Here is a 23,623-nt window from a genome sequence, read left to right on the forward strand (position 1 = left end):
GATCGAGCTGGGAGGCCGCGTGGCTGGGACCGGGTACTTCACATCCGTCGAAGACGTGACGGCGAAGCTCGCCGACACCGGCTACCTGGCCTCCGCGGCCGTCGCCACCACGGTGTTCCTCGCGGACGCCCTCGGCAAGCCGTTGCTGATCGAGGGCCCCGCGGGCGTCGGCAAGACCGAACTGGCGAAGGCGGTCGCGCAGGCGAGCGGCTCCCGGCTCGTGCGGTTGCAGTGCTACGAAGGCGTCGACGAGTCGCGTGCGCTGTACGAGTGGAACCACGCGAAGCAGCTTCTCCGGATCACCGCCGGCAAGGACGAGACGTGGGACGAAGCCCGCAACGACATCTTCGGTGAAGAGTTCCTGCTGGCCAGGCCGCTGCTGACGGCGATCGAGGGCGACGAGCCGACCGTCCTGCTCATCGACGAGACAGACAAGGCCGACGTCGAGATCGAGGGTCTGCTGCTGGAGGTGCTCGGCGACTTCCAGATCACCGTCCCGGAACTCGGCACGATCACCGCCGGGCGCAAGCCGTTCGTGGTGCTGACCTCCAACGCGACGCGCGAACTTTCCGAGGCATTGCGCCGCCGGTGCCTGTTCCTGCACATCGATTTCCCCGACGCGGCACTGGAGCAGCGCATCGTGCGGCTCAAGGTGCCGGGCGTCGACGACGCGCTCGCCGCGTCCTTGGTCAAGGTGATCACCGCGCTGCGGGCGATGGAACTGCGGAAGGCGCCGTCGGTCGCGGAGACCATCGACTGGGCCCGCACGCTGCTGGCGCTCGGCGCGGGCAGCCTCGGCGAGGACGTCGTCCGCGCGAGCCTCGGCGTGATCCTCAAGCACCAGGAAGACGTCGTGAAGGCGGACGCGCGGCTGGAACTCGGCAAGGTCCTCGACTCGTGAGCGGCGTGCCGGGCAGGCTCGTCGAGTTCGTGGAAGCGTTGCGGGAACACGGGATCCCGGCGGGTCCGAGTGAGACGGTCGACGCCGCCGCGGCACTCGAAGTGCTGGGCCTGGCCTCTCGCGAGCAGATGCGGGAAGGGCTCGCGGCGGCGCTCGTCCGGCGCGGCGGCCAGCGCGCCGTGTTCGACGCGACGTTCGACATCTACTTCCCGCTCGGCGTCGGCGCGCCCTCGCAGGACCCGGTCGAAGACCTGGCCGCGCTGCGGGACCGGCTCGCCGCCGCGCTCGCCGCCGACGATCAGACGGAACTGACGCAACTGGCCGGGCTGGCCGTCGACATGCTGGGGGAGTACGGCGGCACGTCGGGCTCCGGCGGCTGGTCGGCGCACCAGACCCTGGAACGGCTCCAGCCGCAGACCCTCGTGGTCCGCGTGCTCGAAGCGATCCGTGCCGGCGCACAGGAGGACTTCACCGACCGGCTTGACCGCGACGACGTCCGGCGGCGGGTCGAAGGCTTCCGTGGACTGGTGCGGACCGAAGCACGCCGCAGGGTGGCGGAAGTCCGTGGCAGGGAACGGGTTTCGCGGCACGCCGTCCCGCCCGCGGCCGACCGCGTCGACTTCCTGCTCGCCAGCCGCGCGCAACTCGCCGAACTCCGCCGTGTCGTCCAGCCCCTGTCCCGCAAGCTCGCCACCCGGCTGGCCGCCCGGCGGCGGCGGCACGCGCGCGGGCAGATCGACCTGCGCCGGACGCTGCGGCGCTCACTGTCCACCGGCGGCGTCCCGATGCGGCCGTCGTACCGGCGGCACCGGCCAGGGAGGCCGGAAATCGTGCTGCTGTGCGACATGTCGGGCTCGGTGGCCGGTTTCGCGAACTTCACCATGCTGCTGGTGCAGGCCTTGCGCGACCAGTTCGGCAAGGTGCGGGTGTTCGCGTTCATCGACGCTTGCGACGAGATCACCCACCTCGTCGACACCGGCGCCGCCGATCCGGAGGACCTCGGCGCGCGCATCCTCGCCGACGCGGAACTGACCCGTTGGGACGGGCACAGCGACTACGGGCACGCGCTCGGCGAATTCGTCGAACGGTACTCGGATGCCGTGGGGCCCAAGACATCCATGCTCATCCTCGGGGATGCCAGGACCAACGGCGGCGACCCGAACCTGGCGGCGGTTCGCGGGATCGCCGCCGCCGCGCGGCATACGTACTGGCTCAATCCCGAGCGGACGGCGTTGTGGTCCACCGGGGACTCCGAGGCGCACGCCTACGCGGAGGTCGTCGAGATGCACGAATGCCGGAATGTGCACCAGTTGACGCGGCTGGTGACCAGGCTGCTGCCCGCCTAGGGCTTGAGCGCGGCCTTTCCATAGGCGTCGGCGTTGCTGAACACTTCCTGCCCGTACGCGGCGGAGTTGTTGTAGATCAGCACCGCGGTCCACCAGCCGGCGGGTTTGCCGAGGTCACCGCCCCGCGCGCACAGGTAGCGCGCCGTCGTCATGGCGGCGTCGTCGATGTTCTGCGGATCCGGCGCGGCGCCGTCACCGCTCGCACGGACGCCGTACCGCTTCCAGGTGGCGGGCAGGAACTGCATCGGCCCGACCGCGCGATCCCACTTCGGGTCGCCGTCGAGGGCGCCCTTGTCGGTGTCGACGACCGCCAGCACACCGGGGGAGCCGTCGAGCGGGATGCCGATGATCGGCGGCGTCACGACGCCGTCCTCGCCGGCGCGGGAACCGTCGTGCCGGGCGTGCTGGGACTCGGTCCGGCCGATCCCGGCGATGGTCGCCCAGGTGATTCCGCAGCGTGGCGTGGTCTTCGCGGTCTTCTCGGCGGCGTTCACGTACGCCCGCAACGCGCGCGAAGGAATGTCCGTGTTCTCCGACACCTTCGCGATCCAGGCGTCCTTCGCGGGCTCCGCGGGCAGCGGTCCGGCGTCGCCGGGGATCGCCGAACGCGGGGCCGGTTTGAGCGCGGGGACGACGAATTCCGGTTTGACCGGCACCGGCTCGCGGTCGGTGAGGCTGACCACGACCCAGACGGCGCCGGCCACCAAGGCGCCCACGACCAGCAGCGCGAGCATCACGCAGCCGCGCGGGCCGCGTCTCTTGGGCGGTGGTTGCCACTGGTCCATGAGGTCCAGTGCCGAAGGGGACGAAGCGGTCACCGGTTCCACGGTACGTGACTGTTGTGGAGAACTTCTGTGGCCCACCATCGGGGTGAACCGGCCCACGACCCGCAATTCGTCACCTACTTGCGCTTTCACGCCTGCGTGACTACCGCAAGTAGGTGACGAATTGCGGGGTGCGATCGCCCCCTTTGCCCGGTTGACAGTGGTTCGGCCGGATGGTGAAACTAGTCCGCGTTAGGAAGGTTTCCTAACAAGGGCTCGCCGCGCCCCTGCTCCACGGAACGCAACGATGCTTCTGAAGGAGGCACAAAGTGGTACGCCCAAGATGGCGGGCGGCGCTGGTCACGGTGCTCACGGCCGCCTCGGTCCCGATCTCCGCCCAGGCCGCTTCCGCGGCTCCCGTCCGCTACGAGTCCGAGAACGCGACGGTCTCCCGCGGCGTGGTCGAATCCAATCACCAGGGCTTCACCGGATCCGGCTTCGTCAACTACGACAACGTCACCGGCAGCTACGTCGAGTACACCGTCAACGCGGCGCAGGCGGGACAGCACACGCTGACCTTCCGCTATGCCAACGGCACCACCGCCAGCCGCCCGCTCGACATCACCGTCAACGGCTCCCTCGCCGTCGACGACCTCGGGTTCGCCGGCACCGGCGCGTGGACGACGTGGCGCACCGTCACCACCTCGGTGAACCTCACGGCGGGCAGCAACAAGATCCGCACCACCGCCGTCACGGCGAACGGCGGTCCGAACGCGGACTCGCTTTCGGTCGAGGCCAGTGGCGGTTCCAACGACACCGAAGCGCCGTCGGCGCCAGGTTCGCCCACCACGTCGAACGTGACCTGCGGCAGTGTGACCCTGGCCTGGCAGGCGTCGTCCGACAACGTCGGCGTCACCGGGTACCGCGTCCTCCGGAACGGGCAAACCGTTGCCACGACGGCGAATCCGCCCGCGACGGTGACCGGTCTCGCCGCGTCGACGTCGTACTCGTTCACGGTGGTCGCCTACGACGCGGCCGGAAACACGTCCGCGCCGGGCAACGCCGTCTCCGTCACCACGCCGGCGTGCGGCACCGGGACACCGGTGTCGATCAACGGGAAGCTCCACGTCTGCGGCGTCAAACTGTGCAACCAGTACGGCAAGCCCATCCAGCTGCGAGGGATGAGCACGCACGGGATCCAGTGGTACAGCCAATGCGTGAAGACCGCTTCGCTGGACGCGCTGGCCAACGACTGGAAGGCCGACATCCTGCGTGTCGCCATGTACATCCAGGACGACGGCTACGAAAGCAACCCGCGCGAGTTCACCGACATGATGCACGACTACATCGAAGAAGCGACGAAACGCGGGATGTACGTCCTCGTCGACTGGCACCAGCTCGACCCCGGTGACCCGAACGCGAACACCCACCTCGCGAAGACGTTCTTCGCCGAGATCGCCCAGCGGCACAAGGACAAGGTCAACATCATCTACGACGTCGCGAACGAACCGAACGGCGTCGGCTGGGCGGACGTGAAGCGGTACGCCGAAGAGGTCATCCCGGTGATCCGGGCGCAGGACCCGGACAGCGTCGTCTTCCTCGGCACGCACGGATGGTCGACCTTCGGCATCTCCGACGGCCGCGACGAGAACGACATCCTGAACAACCCCGTCAACGCCACCAACATCATGTACACGTTCCACTTCTACGCGGCTTCGCACCAGGACGAGCACTACGACGCGCTGGCGCGGACCGCGGACCGGATCCCGGTGTTCGTCACGGAATTCGGCACCCAGACCTACACGGGTGACGGCGGGAACGACTTCACGTACTCGCAGAAGTACCTTGATCTGCTGGCCGCCAAGAAGATCGGCTGGACGAACTGGAACTTCTCCGACGACTTCCGTTCCGGTGCCGTGTTCAAGACCGGAACCTGCGCCGGGAACTCCTTCACCGGCACTTCGATGCTGAAGCCCGCCGGTGTCTGGGTGCGGGACCGCATCCGCACGCCGGACGACTTCCCGACCGGCTGACCTCCCGCGTTCAGTCCTCTGATGGCGACCAGTCGCCATCAGAGGACTAAACGCGTCAGGAGAGCCAGGCGTCGATCTCTTGGTGGATCGACCGCTTGAGTTCCGCGGGCGCGAAAGACGCGTCGACGGACGCCCGGGCGAGTCCGGCGAGCGCGAGATCGTCGTAGGCGAACGCCTCGCGAGTGCGCAGGAACTCGTCGGTCAGCGTCGTCCCCGTGATCGACGGGACGTCGGTGCTGAGCGTGACCACGAGCCCGGCGTCGACCAGCCGGGGGAGCGGATGCTCCTCGAACGACGGCACGAGCCCGAGCGTCACGTTCGACGACGGGCAGACCTCCAGCGCGATACCGCGTTCCCGCACCTCGGCGACCAGCGCGAGGTCCTCCAGGATCCGGATACCGTGGCCGATCCGCTCGCTGTGGCCGACCTCGAGTGCCTCGCGGATGCTGGCCGGTCCGGCGTCCTCGCCCGCGTGGTGGATCAGGCGCAGTCCGGCCTCGACGGCCTCGTCGCAGATCCCGGCGAACGGCGCCAGCGGATACTTCTCCTCCCCGGCGAGGCCGATCGCGAACACCCCGTCCGGGGCGTACCGGCGCGCCAGGTCGAGGGTGAGCCGGGCGCGTTCGACCGGCCGGCGGCGTGAGTGATCCAGGAGCATCCGCCAGTGGAGCCCGTATTCGGCCGCCCCCGCCGAGAGTCCCTTGAGGACGGACGCCAGTGGCATGTCCGGCTCGCCCAGTCGTTCGCCGTGCGAAGCCGCCGTGAAGGTGACTTCGGCGTAGCGGACCCCGTCCGCGACTTGGTCCTCGCAGAACTCGCGCGCCACCCGTTCGAAGTCCTCCGGCCGCCGCAGACAGGACCGCAGCAGCCCGTTGTAGTCCCCGAACGCGCGGAACCCGTCGAACACGGGTTGTTCCGCGGGTACGGCGACGCCGTTCGCCTCGCCGAGGTCACGGAGCGTGCCCGGCCGGATCGTGCTTTCGAGGTGGACGTGCAGATGGGCCTTGGGCAGCAGCGAAAGATCCCGCATGAGCCCGAACTTACTGGTCTCGGCCCGCGTCGCGCGCCCCGTTTTCGGTGCTCCGACCGGCGCGGGTATCCGAAATGAGTGATTCGGCGCGCTTCGGGGAACCCAGTGACCACTACCGGTCGTTGAGCAGGACACCAGACGACCCCGAGGAAAGGGACCACAGTGCCTCTACTGCGGAAGTTGACCGCCCTGGCCGGCACCGCCGGGGCCGTGCGCGCCTACGTGCGGAAGAACCCCGAGAAGGTCTCGAAGGTCGTGAACAAGGCCGCGACCTTCGTCGACCACAAGACGAAGGGCAAGTACCACAGCCAGATCGACGGCGCGGTACGCAAGGTCGACGGAATGACCGGACGGCCGCCGCGCCGGCCGTACGAGCACTGAGCTAGGCCTCGGCGAGCGTCTCGAGGATCTGCTCGCCGTACTTGGCGAGCTTGTTCTCGCCGACGCCGCTGACCGAACCCAGCTCCTGCAGCGTGGCGGGCCGTTTGGTGGCGATCTGGCGCAGGGTCGCGTCGTGGAAGATCACGTACGCGGGCACTCCCTGCTCCTTCGCCGCCGCGGCTCGCCACGACCGCAGCAGTTCGAACACCGGCGCCGCCTCGGCGGGCATGTCGGCGGCAGCGGCCTTCTTCGCGCTGGACCGGGCCGCGGCCTTGGCCGCCCGCTCCGGCTCACGCCGCAGCTGGACCTTCCGCTGCCCGTTCAGCACCTCGGCACTGCCCTCGGTCAGCACGAGCGAGCCGTAGTCACCCTCGACCGCCGCGAGCCCCTGCGCCAGCAGTTGCCGCACCACCGCCCGCCACTCGGGCTCCTTCAGCTCCGTGCCGATCCCGAACACCTTCAGCGAGTCGTGCCGATGCTGCGTCACCTTCGGCGTCGACTTGCCGAGCAGGATGTCGATGATCTGGCCCGCGCCGAACTTCTGCCGCCGTTCGTTCTGCAGCCGGACGATGGTGGAGAGGAGTTTCTGCGCCGGGATCGTGCCGTCCCAGGTCTCCGGCGGCGCCAGGCAGGTGTCGCAGTTGCCGCACGGCTCGCTCTGCTGCCCGAAGTAGTTCAGCACCTGCACGCGACGGCATTCGACCGTCTCGCACAGCGCCAGCATCGCGTTGAGGTGGGCGCTCAGCTGCCGCTTGTGCGCCTCGGACCCCTCCGACATGTCGATCATCTTGCGCTGCTGGACGACGTCCTGGAGGCCGTACGCCAGCCACGCCGTCGACGGCAGCCCGTCACGACCGGCGCGGCCGGTCTCCTGGTAGTAACCCTCGACGGATTTCGGCAGGTCCAGATGCGCGACGAACCGTACGTCCGGTTTGTCGATGCCCATGCCGAACGCGATCGTCGCGACGACGATCAGCCCGTCCTCGCGCAGGAACCGCGACTGGTGCTTCGCGCGTGTCCGCGCGTCCAGCCCGGCGTGATAGGGCACCGCCGGAATCCCGTTCTCGACCAGGAAGTCCGCGGTCTTCTCCACCGAGTTCCGCGCCAGGCAGTAGACGATGCCCGCGTCGCCCTTGTGCTCGGTGCGCAGCAGCTCCAGCAGCTGCCGCTGCGGCGAGTTCTTGCCGACGATGCGGTACTGGATGTTCGGCCGGTCGAAGCTCGCGACGAAATGCCGCGCGTCCTCCAGATTGAGCCGGGACGCGATCTCGGCGTGCGTGGTCTTGGTCGCGGTGGCGGTGAGCGCGATCCTCGGCACGTCCGGCCAGCGCTCGTGCACCGCGGACAGCATCAGGTAGTCGGGCCGGAAATCGTGCCCCCACTGGGAGACGCAGTGCGCCTCGTCGATCGCGAACAGCGAGATCTTGCCGCGATCGAGCAGCCGCACGGTGGATTCGACCGAAAGCCGCTCCGGTGCCAGGTACAGCAGGTCGAGCTCGCCGGCGACGAAGGCGGCCTCGACCCTGTTCCGCTCGGCGTAGTCCTGCGTCGAGTTCAGGAAGCCCGCGCGCACACCGACGTTGCGCAGCGCGTCGACCTGGTCCTGCATCAACGCGATCAGCGGTGAGATCACCACCCCGACGCCCGGCCGGACCAGCGCGGGAATCTGGTAGCACAGTGACTTCCCGCCGCCGGTGGGCATGAGGACGAGCGCGTCACCGCCTGCGATGACGTGTTCGACGATGGCGTGCTGGTCGCCGCGGAAGTCGTCGTAGCCGAAGACGCGGTTCAGCGTTTCAAGGGCTTCCGAGACTTCCGAGGTACCGATGTCGGGGGCTGCCACCCGGACGATTCTAGGGGCGGGGTCCGACAGTCCACGCGCCCGCGCACTTCAGCGCGGGAACTCCCAGTCCAGCGCCCGGTTCGCGGTGACGACCGGCCGGTAGCCGCCGGCGACCGTCCCGCCGGTCTCCAGCGCCGTCGCGGTCTGCTCCAGCAGTTCGGTCAAGGTCGCGGGCGAGCGGTCGAAGCTCACCGACCCCTCGTGGTTCCAGTCGCCGAGCCGCCCGGTGCCGGTGCGCTGGTCAAGGAACAGCCCGTCCCCGCCGCCGTCGACGGCGACCGGCACGAACCGTCCGTGCCACCAGGAACCGACGTTGCCGTCCAGCCCGCTCGAGATCAGCACTTCACACATGACCTTCGCTTGGCCCGCGACGGTTTCCGTGGACGCGAGGTGGTGGAACGGGGGTAAAGCGAAGCTCTCGCCGATGCCCGAGACGCCGTCGTGCCGCAGCAGGAAGGCGACGAGTTCGGCGGGGAGGGCGACACCGGTCTTCCGTTGGGCTTCGGCGATCCGCGCGATCGTCGCGGGCGGGCGAAGGGTCTTCGCCGTCGTCGGCGCGTTGGCCTTGAGCCACCGTTCGACGCGGTCCCAGGCGGCGTTCACCCGCCGGGTGGTCGCCTCGGGGACCGGGGCGAGTTCGGCAGGGCCCTGACCCAGGCGGCAGCCGCTGTCGACGGTGAGCGTCGGCCGGGTCGTGGGCGCGGCCGCGGCGGTCGAGTAGGAGGGCGTGCGTGGTGTCGTCGGCGGGGCCGGGTACGAACGCGCTCCCTTGTCCCGCCCACCGCGGTCCGTGACCGCGAAGACGAGCCCCAGCACGATGACGACGCTCGCGACGGCGATCACGACGGCACGCCCCCACCCCTTGCGCATGGGCCGACCCTAGTCTTCGGCGGCCTTCCGGCGTTCGCGGCGGCCGCGGGCGATCTCGGTGGCGAGCGCGTCGAGCGGCCCGGTCCAGAACCGCCGGTACTGCTCCAGCCAGCCGTCGATCTCCTTGAGCGGGCCCGGATCCACCGAGTACAGGCGCCGCGCGCCCTCGGCGCGGACGGTGGTGAAGCCGTTCTCGCGCAGGACGCGCAGATGCTGGGAGACCGCGGGCTGCGAAATCCCGAACTCGGCGCGCACCACGGTGGTCACGTCGCCGGAGCTCTGTTCCCCGCCCGCGAGCAGTTCCAGGATCCGGCGGCGCACCGGATCCCCCAGTACGTCGAACGCGTGCATCCGGCAACTATCACGGCCTGGGCTTATATAAGTCAAGGTTGTAAGGCAGGGGTCACCTGCCGGTGGCATCGTGGGCGGGAGACGCAGGAAGGGGATTCGATGAAACTGGCCGAAGTGGTGGCCGACGGGTTCGGCCGCGTCCAAGAGGTCGTGCACGCCGCCGTCGAGGGGTTGGACGCCGACCAGCTGACCGAGAGCCCGGCTCCGGGCGCGAACACGATCGCCTGGCTGGTCTGGCATCTGACCAGGGTGCAGGACGATCACCTCGCCGACCTGATGGGCACCGAACAGATCTGGACCGCGCAGGACTGGGTGGGCCGCTTCGAACTGCCCTTCCCGGCATCGGACACCGGATACGGACATCGCCCTGAGGACGTCGAGGCGGTCCGTGTCGACTCCGCCGAACTGCTGACCGGGTACCACGACGCGGTGCACGAAGCGACGACGGCGTGGGCGGCAGGACTGGCCGAAGCCGACCTCGACCGTATCGTCGACGAGGCGTGGGATCCGCCCGTCACCCTCGGGGTTCGCCTGGTCAGCGTGCTTTCCGACGATCTCCAGCACGCCGGGCAGGCCGCGTACGTCCGAGGGCTCGTACTCCGCGATACGTAGGCGAGGTGCCGCTCCACGACGGACGACGGGAGCTCGGCCCGCGGAAACACTGGGCACATGAGTACTTCCACAGTGCGGCGACCGCCGATGACGTTCACCCCGCGGTGGCGGAAACTCGTCCTCGTCGCCCACGTCGTTTCGTCACTCGGCTGGCTCGGGATCACCATGGTGAACGCGGTCCTGACCTTCACCTCCGTGTTCACCGAAGACGCGCGCCGTCAGCACGGGGCCATCCTGATGATGGACCAGATCGGCGGCTACCTGCTGCTGCCGGTCAGCCTGACCGCCCTGATCAGCGGGATCGTGCTCAGCGTCGGCACGAAATGGGGACTGATCCGGTACAAGTGGGTCGCGATCAAACTGGTGCTGACCCTGGTCGCCGCCGGGCTGACGCTGTTCTCCCTGCTGCCGGGGATCCGGGAACTGGCGGCGGCCGCCGAGTCCACTATGGACGGTGCGTTCGTGGCAGCGGGACGCCGGGTGGACGGGTTCTACCCGATCATCGTGTCCACGACGATGTACGTGACCATGACCTTTCTGTCGGTCTACAAGCCCGGCGGCAAGACACCCTATGGACGCCGGGTGGCCGCCACACGGGCTCGAGAACGTCAGCTTGTCTAGAACTCCTCGAGCGCTTTGTCGACACGCTCGGCTTCGGCGCGCAGATCGTCCAAGACGGTCTGCGCGGCCGTGGTCTCGCTGTTCGCGTTCTCTTCGTCGAGTTCGGCGTCGGCGAGCCGCCGCCGGAGGTCGTTCGCCTTCTCGGTGGCCTTTTCGAACCGGCGTTCGGCGCGGGAAAGGTCGATCTCGGCCTGCTTGCGCGCCTTCGCGAGATCGGCCGCCTCGCGCCGGAGCCGGTTGAACTCCGCTATCCGTTTCTCTTCGCGTTCGGCCTCTTCGCGGGCCTTGGCGACCCGCTCCTGGTCGGCCTTCTCGGCGGCCTCCCGTTTCGCCTTCCGCCGATCGTCCAAATGCGACACGGTGGCGGGCTTTTCCCGCTCCGGAGCGGGTTTGCGTTTCGGTTGAGGGGTGAACCCGCTGGTCAGCCACTGTTCGCCCGAGCTGTCCGCGCCGCTGCTCAGCCGCCCGGCCAGCGCGAGCGCCGCCACCTCGGGATCGGCCACGACGGCCTCGAGGGTCGCTTCGACTTCGCGGGTGACAGGCTCGCTCATCGACCGTTCGTCCCGCAGGATCCGGTTCACCAGTTCCTGACGCCGCCGGGCCAGCTTGCGCAGGTCCGCGCCGGCCAGGGCCGAATGCGCCTTTCGCAGATCGTCGCCCAGCCTGGCCAGCTCCGCGAGCTCGGGGGAACCCGCCCGGCGATTGAGGATCGTGGCCGCGAGCGTGGGCTTCCGTAACGCGCGGATCCGCTCGGCCAAGGCGGCTTCCCCCGCCGCTTTCGCCTCTTTCGCCCGTTGGTTGCGCACCGACACGAACTCGGCCGGATCGCCGGCGTAGAGCTCATCCGCGACCTGGTCGAAGTCCATCGTCCTCCGCAGGGTCAGTGGCCGGTCAAGGCCGATCAGGTGGGCCATGCTGCCGCATTCGTCCGACGATGATCCCACGAGACAGCGGAGCTTTCACCTTTTCGGTGGTATTCGGTCACGCTCCACTTTCGGCGTATCCGGCGGAACACGGATTACCCGGGACCGGTCGGCCCAAGGACAGATCGGCATTTTGGAGGTGGTGCGCCCCCGCCGGCACAACAACGATGAGCGGCAGGGGGAAGTCATCTGCCGCTGGAGGCACGAATGTCCGTCACCGAACGCGCTCCCGTTTCGCCGCAGGCGCATTTCCTCGGCTCCGGCCCGTATCCGGAACATCGGTGGCGGGTGGTGCTCTGGTCCGTCCTCGCCGGATTCGCGCTGACGGTGATCTGGTCGGCGCCCTTTGTGGACAGTGTGATCGGCGACAGCGTGGCCAACACCCTCCTCGGTCACGACGCCAAGGAGACCCCGATCGGCGGAGTGCTGGCCGGGACGTTCTTCGCGTTCGTCTCCGGGCTGGCCGGGACGTTCACCGCGTGCAATATCGCCGCTTTCGGCGCCGTCGCGCCGCTTGTCGGCGGAGGAACCGCCGGTCGGCCGAAGTTCACCGGCACCTTGAAGCCGCTGGGCTGGATCGCGGCGGGAATGCTGACGGTCTCCGTGGTGTACGGCGTCGTCGTCGCGCTCGTCGGCACGAGGATGCCGCAGTTCTCGACAGTTTCGTCGCCGGGCGGGCTCACCCCGCGGAACATCCAGTCGATGATCGTCTACGGCGTGATCGGGATCGTGTTCATCGTGCTGGGCCTGGCGTCCGTCGGGCTCGTCCGCAACCCGATCGGCGGCCTCACCCGCCGGTTCCCGCCCGCGCCGCTCGTGCTGATGGGCGCGCTCATCGGCGGATTCCTGATCGGCAGGCCGTTCCCGCTGTTCCGGATGATGTTCCGCAGCGCGGCCGAAAGCCACAACGTCTTGTACGGCGCCGCCGCGTTCTCCCTCCAGTCGGTCGGCAACATCCTGGTAATGGCGTTGTTGTTCCTGCTGCTCACCCACGGCACGGGTGGGCGGCTTCAGCGATGGATGCTCGCGAAACCCACCAGGATCGCCGTGGTGACCGGTGCCGCGTTGCTGGTCGCCGGCACTTTCACGTTGCTGTACTGGGATCTGCGGGTGCTGGGCCGGACCGGCGTCATCTGGTATCCGACCATCAAGTGGTGAACAGCCGCGCCAGCAGCTGTTCGACCGATTCCTGAAGGCACCTCGCCGCGTCTTCCCGGCCGGCGAGGTGTTTCAGCAGACCTTGCTGGAACAGGCCGTCGAAGAGCGCGTACGTCGTCGAGGGGGCGAAATCCGCCGTTTTCCCGAGAAGTTCCGCATAGCGGGAGACGACCCGCCAGATCATCAGTTCGAGTGTCTCGTCGATGGCGAGGACTTCGGTCTGGAACAACTTCTCGAACAGGCTCTGGTTACGCAGGTCGTACCAGAGCCGGTGCAGCCGGGCGTTTTCCCGCAGCGTGGCCGCGGTCGCGGCACCGAAGGCCCGCCTCAGTTCTTCGGCCGTCTCCGCGGTCTCGACCATCCGGTCGTACCTGGTGACGCATTCGGCCTTGTACTGCTTGACACAGTAGGTGATCAGCTCGGCCTTGTTCCGGAAGTAATAGTGCAGCACCCCGTGGGAGAACTCGGAGTTCTGCGCGATCTCCCGCAGGCTCGTGCGCGCGTAGCCCAATTCGGACAAGGTGACCATCGCCGACATCGCCAGCTGCGCGCGTCGCTGATCGAATCTGTCCACCCGGCGGGTTTCGTCACCGCTGCGGTCCGCCACGTCGGTCACAGTTCCCGGTTCCCGTCGCCTCGGGTGCCCGCCGGACACGAGCACGTCGACGGATTCTAGCCTGGGAAAGGGTTTTCTTGCGCCCGATAGAATTCATTCGAGCCATTCGGTGACGAAATGGTCGTTCTCGTGGATGTGGACGGCTTCGTAGGTCTCCGGGCCGATCACGGCGAACTTGTGCGGGGTGTCCGCGGGCACGACCAGGACTTCGCCCGCTCCGCCTTCGCGTTCCGCGTCGCCGATGGTGAACCTGGCCCGGCCGTGGATGATGACGAACGTCTCCCGGTACGGGTGCTGGTGCAGCCTCGGCCCGGAACCGTCGACGTCGGTCCGTTCGCGGATGATCGAGATTCCGGAGCCGATGTCGCGGCCTTCGACGTTTCCCAGGTTGTCGGTGGTCATTCCGCCACCTTAAACCTGGTCACACCCGTCACGGGCCTATTCGCCGCGGTCGACCACGAACGCCGAGAGACCGACGAGCAGGGCTCTCGCCGGCCGGTCGGGGAGACCGAGCGCGAGATCCCTCGCCTTGGCGGCGTATCCGTGGGCTTCGGCGAGGGCACGATCGACACCGGCGGAGCCCCGCAGGAGACCGAGTGCCTCCTGGCGGACCGCCGGATCGGAAACCGGCCCGTGGCCGACGATCTCGCGCAACCGCGCGGCACCTGGTCCCTCGTCGTCGAGCGCGTGCAGCATCGGCAGGGTGATGATGCCCTCGCGAAGGTCCGTGCCCGCGGACTTGCCGAGGTCGGTGGTGGACGCGGAGATGTCGAGGACGTCGTCGGAGATCTGGAACGCGACGCCGATCAGTTCGCCGTACTGGCCCAACGTTTCGATGGTCCGCTCATCCGCTCCCGACACCTGGGCGCCGAGCCGTCCCGCCATCGCGATCAGCGAGGCGGATTTGTCGGCCATCACCTGGATGTGGTGCTCGTAGGGCGCGTGACGGCCACAGTCTTCGAACGGTCCCGTCGTTTCCAGGAACTGCCCGCGTACGAGCCTGCCGAACGTCTGAGCCTGCGACCGCAACGCGTAGTCGCCGAGCCCGGCACCGACCTGTGCCGCGCAGGCGAGCACGTAATCGCCGATCAGGACGGCCTTCTTGTTGCCCCACAACGAGTTCGCACTGGTCACCCCATGCCGCATCGGCGCCTCGTCCATGACGTCGTCGTGGTAGAGCGTCGCGACGTGGACGAGCTCGGCGAGTACGGCGGCCGAGATCGCATCGCCTCGTCCGCCACCGAACGCCGATCCGGCCAGCGCCATCAACGGCCGCAGCCGTTTCCCGCCCGCGCGGACGAGATGGGTGGCGGCTTCGGTGAGATCCGGCTGTCCCGGACTGCGTAACACCTCCTGAAGTCTGTCTTCGACCAGGGACAACCCGGTGCGGAGTTCGGCGGCGAACTCCGCGTGCCGCTCGTCGGCCGGGTCCAGCCCGATTTCGGTGAGGATCTTGGTCGTGGTCACGACCTCCAGCATCCGAGCCGGAAGGCCGCGACCGCATGGCGCCGGAGAGGGAGATCGGTCCCTCCCGGGAGGGAAACCGCCGGGTCAGAAGGGCGGCTCCGGACTTCCGGCGGTCACCGGCGTTCGTTCCCACGCGCCGTCCGACGGGGTGCCTCCCGAACTTCGGCCCGCCTTGTTCACCTTCGCCGTGGCATAACGCAGCGACGGGCCGATCTCGTCGACGTCGAGCTCCACCACCGTGCGTTTCTCGCCTTCCTTCGTCTCGAACGATCGCTGTTTCAACCTGCCCTGCACGATCACCCTGGTCCCCCTGGTGAGTGATTCGGTCAGGTTCTCCGCGGCCTGTTTCCACAATGAGCAGCGCAGGAACAGCGGGTCGCCGTCGCGCCATTCCCCGCTCGCGCGGTCCAGTACGCGCGGCGTCGACGCGACCGTGAAGTTCGCGACCGCCGCCCCCGACGGGGTGAACCTCAGCTCCGGGTCGGTCGTCAGGTTTCCGATCACCGTGAGCACTGTTTCTCCGGCCATGGGACTTTCTCCTCGCTTCCGCGCGCGGGCCCGGCCGGGCCCGCTGTCGCCTGGGAAGAGGAGACCACCGGGGTACGACAGTTTCCGGCGGTCCGCGGCGGCCGGATGTCAGGAAAGGGTCGTTCGAGACGAAAAGTGTCCTGAACGACCCTTTCATGACATCACGGTGACCGTCGCATGTGGACCGATCAGTCCCTGAGCGCGTGCCGGAAGTGTTCGGCGAGGTCGAGCGCGACGGCTTCTTCCCGTGTGGACCAGACGTGGGCGTCGTGTTCCTCAGGGTCGAGCACGATGTCTCGCGGTTCCTCTTCGGCGAGCGTGTACACCGTGGCGTGGATCCGCATCGGCTTGCCCGTGACGTCGTCCCAGCTGCGGGCACCGCGTTGGCCGGTGACGCGGACGGTCAGCCCGGTCTCCTCGGCGAACTCGCGAACGACGGTCTCGGCGGGCCGCTCGCCCGGCTCGACGGTCCCGCCCGGCAGTTCCCAGTGGCCGCCGAGGAAGGACCCCGGCCGCCGCCTGATGAACAGGATCTTCCCGTCGCGGATGAGCCTGCCGTAGGCCAAGTACTTGTCCGTCACGAGCGCATCTTCCCGTACTCGGGAAGCCCTTTCCGATTGAGGACCGAAACTGTCCGCAATGCCTCGTAACGTGGGCATCATGGAAAACACCGAGATCCGCTCCTTCCGCCTCGAAGTCGCTCAGGAGCAGCTGGACGAACTGCACGCGAAGATCGACAGCGCGCGCTGGCCCGCTCCGCTCCCCGGCGACGGCTGGGACACCGGAGTGCCGGTGGCATGGCTGCGCGGACTCGCCGAGTATTGGCGCCACGGTTACGACTGGCGCGCCGCCGAACGCGAGATCAACGGCCATCCGCAGTTCACCACGGTCATCGACGGGCAGCGGATCCACTTCCTGCACGTCCGCTCGCCCGAGGCCGACGCGACGCCGCTGATCCTCACGCACGGCTGGCCGGGGTCGGTGGTGGAGTTCCTCGACGTCATCGGTCCGCTCACCGACCCGAATGCGTACGGGGGCGACCCGGCGGACGCGTTCCACCTCGTGATCCCATCGCTGCCCGGTTTCGGTTTTTCGGGCCCCGTCTCGGATTCCGGCTGGACCATGCCGCGGATCGGCCGCACATGGGCGGAGCTGATGCGCCGGCTCGGGTACGAACGCTACGGCGTGCAGGGCGGCGACCTCGGCGCTTCCGTGTCACCGGAGGTGGCGAGGTTCGCGCCGGACAAGGTGATCGGCGTGCACGTCAACGGCGGACTGACGCCGATGCCCCCGATGTCGATGTCGGAGGAGGAACTCGCTTCGCTCACCGACATCGAACGCGACCGCGTGAAGCGGATCGGCGCCTTCATGCGGGAGGAGTTCGGGTACATCGCGATCCAGTCGACGCGACCGCAGACCCTCGGCTACGGGCTCGTGGACTCGCCGGTCGCGCAGCTGGCCTGGATCATGGACAAGTTCCGGGAGTGGACGCATCCGCGCCCGACGCTGCCGGAGGAGATCATCGGCCGGGACCGGTTGCTGACCAACGTCATGTTCACCTGGCTCACCGGCACGGCGGCTTCGTCCGCGTACGTCGGCTACGCGCAGGCGGAAACCTGGGGAGCCGTCGAGAAGAACTCCGGCGTGCCGACGGCGGCGCTGATCTTCGCGCACGACGTCGGGATCCGGCGGTATTCGGAGGACGCGCACACGATCGTGCGGTGGACCGATGTCGATCGCGGCGGGCACTTCGCGGCGTTGGAGGAGCCCGAAATCCTGGTCGGGGACGTGCGGGAATTCTTCCGCTCTCTCAAATGACGAGGACGGCGGCTTCCCCGAGGAAGCGGCCGTAATCGTCCACTTCGGACTCCAGTCCGTCGATGGCGGACCGCGGAAGCGTGGCGAAGGGCTCGACGACGACGTTCGTCCGCTTCGCGGTCCGCTTGGTGTGCCAGGTTCCGGCGATCCGGCCGTCGACCAGTACGGTCGGCGCGATCATCCCGCCGCCGGAGTTGACGCGCTTCGCCTCAGCCTGGTCGAGGAGCAGTTCGCGGTCGCGGTAGCCCAGCAGGTAGGTGTCGAAGGCGCCGAGCAGGCGCGGGGGACACGGTGGCGCGGAGAGGCCGGTCTCCGCCAGCGCGAAGCCGTGGCCGGCGGGCACGAGATCCAGCGCGGCGAAAGCCTTGCGGCACAGGCCGAGCGGGAGACCGGACCAGGCGCCGAAGTCCTCGGCGGTCGCGACGCCATACGCGGTCAGGTACCGGTGGGCGAGTTCCGCGTGCGGCTCGTCCGGCGTGTGGTCCTCGGTGGTGGCCCATTCGTCGAGGAGTACGTACGTCGGTTCCGTTCCGTCGTCCCGACCTCGGCAGAGCAGACCGCGATTCGCCGCGTACGCCAGGAGATGGGCCGGAGCCTGGGATCTCGCGTCGAGCGCGATGCCGTCGGTGGCCAAGCCGTCCAGGAGCTGGTGTCGGGTGAGTGCCTTGCTCGGCAAGAGATCCTGGAGCGTTACGAGTGCGCGTTCGCACAGCTCGCCGGTGAGCCCCAGTTGCGTGCGGCGGCCTTGCCCCGCCTGGACGTTGCGCGGACCGAACAACCGGTTCAGCCAGCGGAGATCCGCCGTCGGCACCAGGTGGAGCGTCTTGCGCATCAGCCAGGTGCGCGCCACCGCGCGGGACCCGTCGACGTCCGGCGCGGTCAGTCCCCGGCCGCGGGCCCGGATCGCGAGCCGGGCGGCGGGAGTCGACTGCGCCTGGATCGCGGCGACGGACCTGGCCACGGCGAGCACGTCGGCGGCCGGGACCGTCAGCAGTTGCGCGTGGGCGCGGACGGCGCGGATGTCGTTGTCGGACAGCGTCACCCGGTGACGATCTCATGGGCGTTCGCCGGTTCGGTGTGCACGACCGCTTCCGCGAGCCGCGGGAGAACCTCGCGCAGCCGCCGCTCGACCCGATGGGCGAGGTGGTGTGCCTCGGTGACACTCAGCCCGGACTCGACCGAAACCGCCAGTTCCGCGCGCAGGCTGTGGCCGATCCAGCGCATCCGCAGGTCCCGCGTGCCGAGCACCCCGGGCACCTCGGCGGCCGCGCGTTCGGCGCGATCGACGTCGGCCGGGTCGACGGCGTCCATCAGGCGGCGGAAGACCTCCTTGGCGGCGTCGCGCAGGACGAACAGGATCGCGACCGTGATGGCGAGGCCGACGATCGGGTCGGCCTGCGGGAAACCGAACGCGACGCCGGCCGCGCCGAGCACGACGGCGAGGGAGGTGAAGCCGTCCGTGCGCGCGTGCAGCCCGTCGGCGACCAGCGCGGCGGACCCGATCTCGCGGCCGACGGTGATCCGGTACCTGGCCACGATTTCGTTGCCCGCGAAACCGATGACCCCCGCTGCGGCGACCACCCACAGATGCTGGACCGGGCGCGGATCGAGCAGCCGCTGGATGGACTCGTACCCGGCGAGGAAGGCCGACGCGGCGATGAGCAGGACGACGAGCACGCCGGCCAGGTCTTCGGCGCGTCCTAGTCCATAGGTGTAGCGGCGGGTGGCGGCGCGGCGGCCGAGCAGGAAGGCGATGCCGAGCGGGACCGCGGTCAGCGCGTCGGCGAAATTGTGGATCGTGTCGCCGAGCAGGGCCACCGAACCGGTGATCAGCACGAGCGCGAGCTGGGCGACGGCAGTGACGAACAGGGCGGCGAACGACCAGATCAGCGTCCGGACGCCGCGTTTGCTGGTCTCCAGCGCGGTGTCGACGCGATCGGCGCTGTCGTGGCTGTGCGGGGTCAGCAAGTGGCGGAGGCGGCTCTTCCCCTGCCCGTGGCCGTGACTGTGTCCATGGCCGGTCATTCCTCACCTCACTGGTTCATTACCTGCGCAGTCATGCAGGTACGCAGGCAGAAGGGTAGCGGCTATCCTCCTGACATGCACGAGTCGGTCCCGGATTTCGAGATGCCCACCGAGGAGCAGGTCCACCTGGCCGCGGAGACGTTCCGGCTGCTCGCGGATCCCACGCGGATCAAGGTGCTCTGGGCGCTCCTGCAGGGCGAGTCCTCGGTCGCCTGTCTCGCGGAACTGGCGGGCGCGGCGCCGACGGCGGTCAGCCAGCATCTCGCGAAACTGCGGCTCGCCGGACTGGTCAAGGGCCGCCGCGAGGGGACGTTCGTCTACTACTCGGCGGCGAACGACCACGTCCGCGGCCTGCTCGCGCAGGCGTTGTTCCACGCCGACCACATCGATCGCGACCTCCCGGCACTGCATTCGGCGGGGAAACCCCACCGTCCGGCGGCGCACTGAATCCGGCTACGGTGGAACCGTGACCCAGTCCTCGTACCCGGCCGCCCTGCGGTGGCTGCTGTTGTGCGTGGTGGCGCTGGGGCTGGTCGGCATGCACCACGTCGTCGCCGAGTCCGGCCACGACGCGGGGCACTCGGCCGTCGCGATGGCGGATCCCTGTTGCGCGGACACGCCTTCGCACGACGACGGCGGACACAAAGGACTGCATCTGTGTCTCGCGGTACTCGCCGCGGCCGTGCTGCTGATCGTCACCTGGCTGCTCGTCCGGAATGGACGGACGGCGGGGGCGACCTGGAAGTCGCGTCGGGGCGGCGGTTCGGCGTCGGGCCGTGATCCTCCGCGCTGGAGACCGGTTCCCGAGAGATTGTCCTTCCTTTGCGTGTTGCGGGTGTGACAGGCGGGTTCGTCCCGCCCTGCCCGAAACCGAGTTGAGGAAAGAAACCATGACCAGCAGGAAACTGGTCGGGGCGGCCCTCGCCGCCCTGGCCTCCTTCGCCGTGCTCACCGGCTGCGCGAGCTCCGACACCGCCTCCACCGGGCACGACATGTCCACGGTGAAGGCGCCGGATCCCCAGCAGGCAGGCCACAACCAGGCCGACGTCACGTTCGCGCAAGGGATGATCCCGCACCACGAACAGGCGCTCGCGATGGCGAAACTCGTCGACGGCCGCACTCGTAACACGAAGGTCGTCGACCTCGCCGCGCGGATCCAGAAGGCGCAGGATCCGGAGATCCAGCAGCTGAACGGATTGCTGAAAGGCTGGGGAGTGGCGCCGTCGGGCGAGCACTCCGGGCACGGGTCGGCTTCCGGCATGATGACCGAGGAGGATCTCGCGAAACTCGGCAAAGCCAAGGACGCCGCCTTCGACAAGCAGTGGCTGGAGATGATGGTCAAACATCACGAAGGCGCGCTCGAGATGGCGAAGACCGCCCTGCAACAGGGCAGCAACGCCGAGGTGAAAGCCTTGGCGCAGAAGGTGATCGACGGTCAGCAGGCCGAGATCACCGAGATGCGCGCACTGCTCGGCTGAGCCGGGAAGGTGGCGCGGGTCAGCAGGCTCGCGCCACCGCCTGCCGGAAATGCGAGCACTGGGTGAGGTCTTCGTGCTCGCACCCGAGAGCACAGTCGACGATCGCGAGCGACGCCCGCGCCGCAGCGATACGTCGCTCGAGTTCTTCCTTGTGCCGCTTGAGGACCGCTTCGCGTTCGCCGGGCTTCTGAAACATCTCGCGGATGCCGTCGAGGCTCAATCCCGCCTCTTTCGAGCGCAGGATGATCGCTATCCGGTACAGATCGCCGTCGTCGTACCGCCGCCGATCGCCCGCCCGCGCCGGCTTGAGCAGGCCGACGGATTCCCAATGGCGCAGGACATGCGTCGCCAGGCCGAAGCGCTCCGCGACCTCGCCGACGCTCAAGGTGCTTGACTTCATGTCGCCATTAAGCCGGACGATCCCCGGTATGTCCATGTTGCAGCGGCTCGACGCCGCCGATGCCCTGCCGGGAGCCGCCGAACTGCGGGCCCGGACCTACGAACTGCTCCGGCTTGAGCCCGGGGCCGCGGTGCTCGACGTCGGCTGCGGTGCCGGCCTGGCCGTATCCGAGTTGTCTTCGCGGGGATTCCGTGCTGTCGGCGTCGATCTCTCGACCGAGATGATCGAAGAGGCTCAGCGTCGATCGCCTGGGTCTGAGTTTCTGGTCGGTGACGCTTACGCGTTGCCAGTCGACGGTGGGTTCGCGGGATACCGGGCGGACAAGGTCTTCCATGAACTGGCCGAGCCGGAGCGCGCTTTGGCGGAGGCACGCCGAGTTCTGGCTCCCGGCGGGCGAATCGTGTTGTCAGGACCCGATTGGGAGGCGCTGATGATCGATTCCTCCTATCCGGCACTGACTCGTGAGATCGTGCGCGCCCGTGCTTCGGTGATCACCGCACCCCGGATCGCACGCGGGTTTCGACGACTGCTGGCCGGAAGCGGGTTTCGTGAGGTTTCGGTGGAAGGAGTGGTCGGGTTCCTTGGCGGGGCTTCGTTCTTTCGCGGGTTGGTGGGCGTGGCCGTCCGGGTGGGGGCGGTTTCTGGTGAGGAGGGGGAGATTTGGCTGGCGGAACAGGTTGGTGGCGGGGGTTTTGTTGCTGTGCCGCAGTTTCTGGCCAGTGGTCGTGCTGTGGATCTGTAGTTGGCCGGGTTGTGAGGTTGCCTGGTTGCCGGAAATCGGCAACGCCCGCGGCATCCGCGGGTCGGACGTCGAGAGATCTCCGCGTGCGCAGGGACTCTCGACCATGGTCCGGGTTGCAACACTGCCGAGCCGGTCTGTGTCGTTGCCGGGAAACGGTGACGCTCGCGGCGGCGGATGGCAGGAGATCTCCTTGTGTGCGGGACTTCCCGACTCTGATCTCTCACCGTGGGGCGTGTTGCGGCACTGCTGCCGAGCCAGTTGTGTCGTTGTCGGAAATCGGTAATGCCGGTGGCGGCTGTGAGGTCCGGGAATTGTCGGTGGCGGGTTGTAGGTTCTGGGTGTGGATACTTCTCACGCCGTTGTGGCGCTGCTCAAGGACATGGCCGAGTCGGATGTGTTGAAGGAGGTCAATGGTTCGCTGAATTCGTTGGGGGATAGGGATGTTGTGGATGTGGCGGTGGCGGCGTCGGAGGGGATCGCGCGGTTGGAGGCGGTGCGGTTCCGGGCTATCGCACGGTTGGGTCGTCATCGTGGTGGGGTGGGGAGTGTGGTGCAGGAGGTGGCGTTCGCGTTGTCTGTTGTGGACCGTCACGCGGGCACCGTGGTTTCCACGGCGGAGGCGTTGGCCACGCGGCTGCCGTGCACGTTGGGGTTGATGGATCGTGGGGTGGTGGACGGGTTCAAGGCGGCGAAGGTGGCGGCGGCGACGTCGTGGTTGTCGGATGAGGACGCTCGGGCGGTGGATGTGGTGTTGGAGGATCGGTTGGCGGGGAGGAATTCGGAGCAGGTCCGCAAGGCGGCGAATCATGCGGCGGCGATGGCGGATCGGGAGGGTGCTTCTCGTCGGTCTGAGCATGCGCGGGCGGGCCGCCGGTTGACGATTCGTCAGGGCGAGGCGGGGGTGGCGTCGATCGAGGTCGAGGACGGGCCGGTGGAGAAAGTCACGGCCGCCTACACCCGGATCGACCGGGAGGCACGCGCGCTCAAGACCGGTGACGAACCGCGCACGCTGGATCAGCTTCGCGCGGATGTCGCCCTGGACCTGTTGCTGGGCGGGCAGGGCGGGAACAGTGAACGGGCCGAGGTGTTCCTCTACATGGATTTGGCGACCTATCTCGGGGTGAACGAGGATCCTGCGGAGCTGGCCGGGCACGGGTATATCCCGGCGTCGGTGGCCCGGGAGATCGCGGGCGGGCCGGACACGGTGCTGCGGCGCATCATCACCGACCCACTCTCAGGACAGGTACTCGACCTGGGCCGGGATCGGTATCGGCCCACCGCGGGGGTGGGTGAGTTCGTGCGGGTGCGGGATCGGGAATGCCGAAGACCCGGTTGCCAGCGTCCCGCCCAGGCCTGCGATCTTGATCATGTGGTGCCGTGGCAATTCGGCGGCCACACCAACGCAGACGAGTTGATCGGCCGTGTCATGACAACCGTGTAAGCCGCGGATGGACCAAGATCGGGTCGTCGGACGCGACCCAGAAGGGCTCCATCTGTGACCGAGGACACATCTCACCGGGAGGCGGGCGCCGCGGCTGGCGAGGCGCTCGCTCGTGCGTTGCCGCCGGAAATGCTCGATGCGCTGGTGAAGGACGCGTATGCGAATGGCGGGGCGCTGGGCGCGCAAGAATTGCTGAATCAGATGACCAAGGCGGTGCTCGAACGGGCGCTGGACGCGGAAATGACCCATCATCTCGGATACGAGAAAGGAGACCC

Annotated in this window: 27 protein-coding genes and 1 pseudogene; 14 read left to right on the plus strand and 14 right to left on the minus strand. The window is 68.4% G+C overall.

Annotated features, from left to right (window positions below; all coding sequences use genetic code 11):
- The first annotated feature begins 19 nt into the window (after positions 1 to 19).
- Entirely contained in the window at positions 20 to 901 is an 882-nt protein-coding gene (locus ACIHAO_RS22990) for an AAA family ATPase (RefSeq protein ID WP_396560865.1), read from the plus strand.
- Positions 898 to 2,247, plus strand: coding sequence for a VWA domain-containing protein (locus tag ACIHAO_RS22995; RefSeq protein ID WP_396560867.1), 1,350 nt, complete (start codon positions 898 to 900; stop codon positions 2,245 to 2,247). Before ACIHAO_RS22990 ends, ACIHAO_RS22995 begins: the two co-directional genes overlap by 4 nt.
- On the opposite strand, the gene ACIHAO_RS23000 is transcribed toward ACIHAO_RS22995, so the two are convergent.
- The gene (locus tag ACIHAO_RS23000; RefSeq protein ID WP_396560869.1) at positions 2,244 to 3,065 is read right to left on the minus strand and encodes a lytic murein transglycosylase; all 822 of its coding nucleotides are present in this window, start codon (positions 3,063 to 3,065) and stop codon (positions 2,244 to 2,246) included. The two genes, ACIHAO_RS22995 and ACIHAO_RS23000, sit on opposite strands and share 4 nt — an antisense overlap.
- A gap of 275 nt (positions 3,066 to 3,340) precedes the next feature.
- Between ACIHAO_RS23000 and ACIHAO_RS23005 the strand changes: the two genes are divergently transcribed.
- On the plus strand, positions 3,341 to 5,044 hold the full coding sequence (locus tag ACIHAO_RS23005) for a cellulase family glycosylhydrolase (RefSeq protein WP_396560871.1): 1,704 nt from the start codon (positions 3,341 to 3,343) through the stop codon (positions 5,042 to 5,044).
- A gap of 55 nt (positions 5,045 to 5,099) precedes the next feature.
- Here ACIHAO_RS23005 and add read toward each other — a convergent pair whose 3' ends face one another.
- Positions 5,100 to 6,074, minus strand: coding sequence for an adenosine deaminase (gene add, locus ACIHAO_RS23010; RefSeq protein ID WP_396560873.1), 975 nt, complete (start codon positions 6,072 to 6,074; stop codon positions 5,100 to 5,102).
- Between the two features lie 162 nt (positions 6,075 to 6,236).
- Between add and ACIHAO_RS23015 the strand changes: the two genes are divergently transcribed.
- Positions 6,237 to 6,455, plus strand: coding sequence for an antitoxin (locus tag ACIHAO_RS23015; protein ID WP_016335889.1), 219 nt, complete (start codon positions 6,237 to 6,239; stop codon positions 6,453 to 6,455).
- Between the two features lies 1 nt (position 6,456).
- Here the strand turns inward: ACIHAO_RS23015 and recQ are convergent, their stop codons facing one another.
- The 3 genes from recQ to ACIHAO_RS23030 are packed head-to-tail and all read right to left on the minus strand — an operon-like array spanning position 6,457 to position 9,519.
- Complete coding sequence (gene recQ, locus ACIHAO_RS23020; protein ID WP_396560876.1) at positions 6,457 to 8,298, minus strand: DNA helicase RecQ; 1,842 nt, start codon at positions 8,296 to 8,298, stop codon at positions 6,457 to 6,459.
- A 48-nt stretch (positions 8,299 to 8,346) separates the two neighbouring features.
- Positions 8,347 to 9,168 (minus strand): SMI1/KNR4 family protein, encoded by an 822-nt coding sequence (locus tag ACIHAO_RS23025; protein ID WP_396560878.1) that lies wholly within the window; start codon positions 9,166 to 9,168, stop codon positions 8,347 to 8,349.
- A gap of 9 nt (positions 9,169 to 9,177) precedes the next feature.
- On the minus strand, positions 9,178 to 9,519 hold the full coding sequence (locus ACIHAO_RS23030; protein WP_016335887.1) for a helix-turn-helix transcriptional regulator: 342 nt from the start codon (positions 9,517 to 9,519) through the stop codon (positions 9,178 to 9,180).
- A gap of 99 nt (positions 9,520 to 9,618) precedes the next feature.
- Between ACIHAO_RS23030 and ACIHAO_RS23035 the strand changes: the two genes are divergently transcribed.
- A complete protein-coding gene (locus ACIHAO_RS23035) occupies positions 9,619 to 10,131 on the plus strand; it encodes a DUF664 domain-containing protein (RefSeq protein ID WP_396560881.1) in 513 nt (170 codons plus the stop codon).
- A 57-nt stretch (positions 10,132 to 10,188) separates the two neighbouring features.
- On the plus strand, positions 10,189 to 10,752 hold the full coding sequence (locus tag ACIHAO_RS23040; RefSeq protein WP_396560883.1) for a hypothetical protein: 564 nt from the start codon (positions 10,189 to 10,191) through the stop codon (positions 10,750 to 10,752).
- Here the strand turns inward: ACIHAO_RS23040 and ACIHAO_RS23045 are convergent.
- Positions 10,749 to 11,618 carry a hypothetical protein gene (locus ACIHAO_RS23045; protein WP_396560934.1) on the minus strand — a complete coding sequence of 290 codons (870 nt, stop codon included), beginning with the start codon at positions 11,616 to 11,618 and terminating at the stop codon, positions 10,749 to 10,751. The genes ACIHAO_RS23040 and ACIHAO_RS23045 overlap by 4 nt on opposite strands.
- 264 nt (positions 11,619 to 11,882) lie before the next feature.
- On the opposite strand from ACIHAO_RS23045, the gene ACIHAO_RS23050 reads away from it, so the two are divergent.
- Positions 11,883 to 12,833 carry a hypothetical protein gene (locus ACIHAO_RS23050; protein WP_396560885.1) on the plus strand — a complete coding sequence of 317 codons (951 nt, stop codon included), beginning with the start codon at positions 11,883 to 11,885 and terminating at the stop codon, positions 12,831 to 12,833.
- On the opposite strand, the gene ACIHAO_RS23055 is transcribed toward ACIHAO_RS23050, so the two are convergent.
- From ACIHAO_RS23055 to ACIHAO_RS23075, 5 genes are all read right to left on the minus strand, one after another.
- Positions 12,823 to 13,449 (minus strand): TetR/AcrR family transcriptional regulator, encoded by a 627-nt coding sequence (locus tag ACIHAO_RS23055; RefSeq protein ID WP_396560887.1) that lies wholly within the window; start codon positions 13,447 to 13,449, stop codon positions 12,823 to 12,825. The genes ACIHAO_RS23050 and ACIHAO_RS23055 overlap by 11 nt on opposite strands.
- 93 nt (positions 13,450 to 13,542) lie before the next feature.
- Positions 13,543 to 13,851 carry a cupin domain-containing protein gene (locus ACIHAO_RS23060; RefSeq protein WP_396560889.1) on the minus strand — a complete coding sequence of 103 codons (309 nt, stop codon included), beginning with the start codon at positions 13,849 to 13,851 and terminating at the stop codon, positions 13,543 to 13,545.
- 36 nt (positions 13,852 to 13,887) lie between these two features.
- Positions 13,888 to 14,916, minus strand: a complete 1,029-nt coding sequence (locus tag ACIHAO_RS23065) for a polyprenyl synthetase family protein (protein WP_396560891.1) — start codon at positions 14,914 to 14,916, stop codon at positions 13,888 to 13,890.
- A gap of 84 nt (positions 14,917 to 15,000) precedes the next feature.
- On the minus strand, positions 15,001 to 15,444 hold the full coding sequence (locus ACIHAO_RS23070; protein WP_125788577.1) for a single-stranded DNA-binding protein: 444 nt from the start codon (positions 15,442 to 15,444) through the stop codon (positions 15,001 to 15,003).
- A gap of 188 nt (positions 15,445 to 15,632) precedes the next feature.
- Positions 15,633 to 16,025, minus strand: coding sequence for an NUDIX domain-containing protein (locus tag ACIHAO_RS23075; RefSeq protein WP_396560894.1), 393 nt, complete (start codon positions 16,023 to 16,025; stop codon positions 15,633 to 15,635).
- 79 nt (positions 16,026 to 16,104) lie between these two features.
- On the opposite strand from ACIHAO_RS23075, the gene ACIHAO_RS23080 reads away from it, so the two are divergent.
- Positions 16,105 to 17,262 carry an epoxide hydrolase family protein gene (locus tag ACIHAO_RS23080; RefSeq protein ID WP_396560896.1) on the plus strand — a complete coding sequence of 386 codons (1,158 nt, stop codon included), beginning with the start codon at positions 16,105 to 16,107 and terminating at the stop codon, positions 17,260 to 17,262.
- Here ACIHAO_RS23080 and ACIHAO_RS23085 read toward each other — a convergent pair.
- Together ACIHAO_RS23085 and ACIHAO_RS23090 are read right to left on the minus strand one after the other, a co-directional pair.
- On the minus strand, positions 17,255 to 18,304 hold the full coding sequence (locus tag ACIHAO_RS23085) for a winged helix DNA-binding domain-containing protein (protein ID WP_396560898.1): 1,050 nt from the start codon (positions 18,302 to 18,304) through the stop codon (positions 17,255 to 17,257). The two genes, ACIHAO_RS23080 and ACIHAO_RS23085, sit on opposite strands and share 8 nt — an antisense overlap.
- On the minus strand, positions 18,301 to 19,287 hold the full coding sequence (locus tag ACIHAO_RS23090; RefSeq protein WP_396560900.1) for a cation diffusion facilitator family transporter: 987 nt from the start codon (positions 19,285 to 19,287) through the stop codon (positions 18,301 to 18,303). Before ACIHAO_RS23090 ends, ACIHAO_RS23085 begins: the two co-directional genes overlap by 4 nt.
- Before the next feature lie 75 nt (positions 19,288 to 19,362).
- Between ACIHAO_RS23090 and ACIHAO_RS23095 the strand changes: the two genes are divergently transcribed.
- The 3 genes from ACIHAO_RS23095 to ACIHAO_RS23105 are packed head-to-tail and all read left to right on the plus strand — an operon-like array spanning position 19,363 to position 20,765.
- Positions 19,363 to 19,734: an ArsR/SmtB family transcription factor gene (locus ACIHAO_RS23095; RefSeq protein WP_396560902.1), complete on the plus strand. Its 372-nt coding sequence runs from the start codon at positions 19,363 to 19,365 to the stop codon at positions 19,732 to 19,734.
- A gap of 19 nt (positions 19,735 to 19,753) precedes the next feature.
- Complete coding sequence (locus ACIHAO_RS23100) at positions 19,754 to 20,128, plus strand: DUF6153 family protein (RefSeq protein WP_396560905.1); 375 nt, start codon at positions 19,754 to 19,756, stop codon at positions 20,126 to 20,128.
- A gap of 49 nt (positions 20,129 to 20,177) precedes the next feature.
- Complete coding sequence (locus tag ACIHAO_RS23105) at positions 20,178 to 20,765, plus strand: DUF305 domain-containing protein (RefSeq protein ID WP_396560907.1); 588 nt, start codon at positions 20,178 to 20,180, stop codon at positions 20,763 to 20,765.
- 19 nt (positions 20,766 to 20,784) lie between these two features.
- Here ACIHAO_RS23105 and ACIHAO_RS23110 read toward each other — a convergent pair whose 3' ends face one another.
- Complete coding sequence (locus ACIHAO_RS23110) at positions 20,785 to 21,165, minus strand: MerR family transcriptional regulator (RefSeq protein WP_396560909.1); 381 nt, start codon at positions 21,163 to 21,165, stop codon at positions 20,785 to 20,787.
- 28 nt (positions 21,166 to 21,193) lie between these two features.
- On the opposite strand from ACIHAO_RS23110, the gene ACIHAO_RS23115 reads away from it, so the two are divergent.
- The 3 genes and pseudogenes from ACIHAO_RS23115 to ACIHAO_RS23125 form a co-directional block, all read left to right on the plus strand.
- Positions 21,194 to 21,907, plus strand: coding sequence for a methyltransferase domain-containing protein (locus ACIHAO_RS23115; RefSeq protein WP_396560912.1), 714 nt, complete (start codon positions 21,194 to 21,196; stop codon positions 21,905 to 21,907).
- Between the two features lie 340 nt (positions 21,908 to 22,247).
- Positions 22,248 to 23,348: a DUF222 domain-containing protein gene (locus ACIHAO_RS23120; protein ID WP_396560914.1), complete on the plus strand. Its 1,101-nt coding sequence runs from the start codon at positions 22,248 to 22,250 to the stop codon at positions 23,346 to 23,348.
- A 54-nt stretch (positions 23,349 to 23,402) separates the two neighbouring features.
- Positions 23,403 to 23,623: pseudogene (locus ACIHAO_RS23125) on the plus strand (IS256 family transposase); the annotation flags it as partial.

Source organism: Amycolatopsis sp. NPDC052450 (assembly GCF_044547565.1).
In the GTDB taxonomy this organism is placed as follows: domain Bacteria; phylum Actinomycetota; class Actinomycetes; order Mycobacteriales; family Pseudonocardiaceae; genus Amycolatopsis.

Coding starts and splice junctions, on each gene's coding strand:
- add (WP_396560873.1), bottom strand. CDS start 6,074: ATGCGGGATCTTTCGCTGCTGCCCAAGGCCCATCTGCACGTCCACCTC.
- ACIHAO_RS23025 (WP_396560878.1), bottom strand. CDS start 9,168: ATGCGCAAGGGGTGGGGGCGTGCCGTCGTGATCGCCGTCGCGAGCGTC.
- ACIHAO_RS23030 (WP_016335887.1), bottom strand. CDS start 9,519: ATGCACGCGTTCGACGTACTGGGGGATCCGGTGCGCCGCCGGATCCTG.
- ACIHAO_RS23035 (WP_396560881.1), top strand. CDS start 9,619: ATGAAACTGGCCGAAGTGGTGGCCGACGGGTTCGGCCGCGTCCAAGAG.
- ACIHAO_RS23040 (WP_396560883.1), top strand. CDS start 10,189: ATGAGTACTTCCACAGTGCGGCGACCGCCGATGACGTTCACCCCGCGG.
- ACIHAO_RS23045 (WP_396560934.1), bottom strand. CDS start 11,618: ATGGACTTCGACCAGGTCGCGGATGAGCTCTACGCCGGCGATCCGGCC.
- ACIHAO_RS23050 (WP_396560885.1), top strand. CDS start 11,883: ATGTCCGTCACCGAACGCGCTCCCGTTTCGCCGCAGGCGCATTTCCTC.
- ACIHAO_RS23060 (WP_396560889.1), bottom strand. CDS start 13,851: ATGACCACCGACAACCTGGGAAACGTCGAAGGCCGCGACATCGGCTCC.
- ACIHAO_RS23070 (WP_125788577.1), bottom strand. CDS start 15,444: ATGGCCGGAGAAACAGTGCTCACGGTGATCGGAAACCTGACGACCGAC.
- ACIHAO_RS23080 (WP_396560896.1), top strand. CDS start 16,105: ATGGAAAACACCGAGATCCGCTCCTTCCGCCTCGAAGTCGCTCAGGAG.
- ACIHAO_RS23090 (WP_396560900.1), bottom strand. CDS start 19,287: ATGACCGGCCATGGACACAGTCACGGCCACGGGCAGGGGAAGAGCCGC.
- ACIHAO_RS23095 (WP_396560902.1), top strand. CDS start 19,363: ATGCACGAGTCGGTCCCGGATTTCGAGATGCCCACCGAGGAGCAGGTC.
- ACIHAO_RS23105 (WP_396560907.1), top strand. CDS start 20,178: ATGACCAGCAGGAAACTGGTCGGGGCGGCCCTCGCCGCCCTGGCCTCC.
- ACIHAO_RS23110 (WP_396560909.1), bottom strand. CDS start 21,165: ATGAAGTCAAGCACCTTGAGCGTCGGCGAGGTCGCGGAGCGCTTCGGC.
- ACIHAO_RS23115 (WP_396560912.1), top strand. CDS start 21,194: ATGTCCATGTTGCAGCGGCTCGACGCCGCCGATGCCCTGCCGGGAGCC.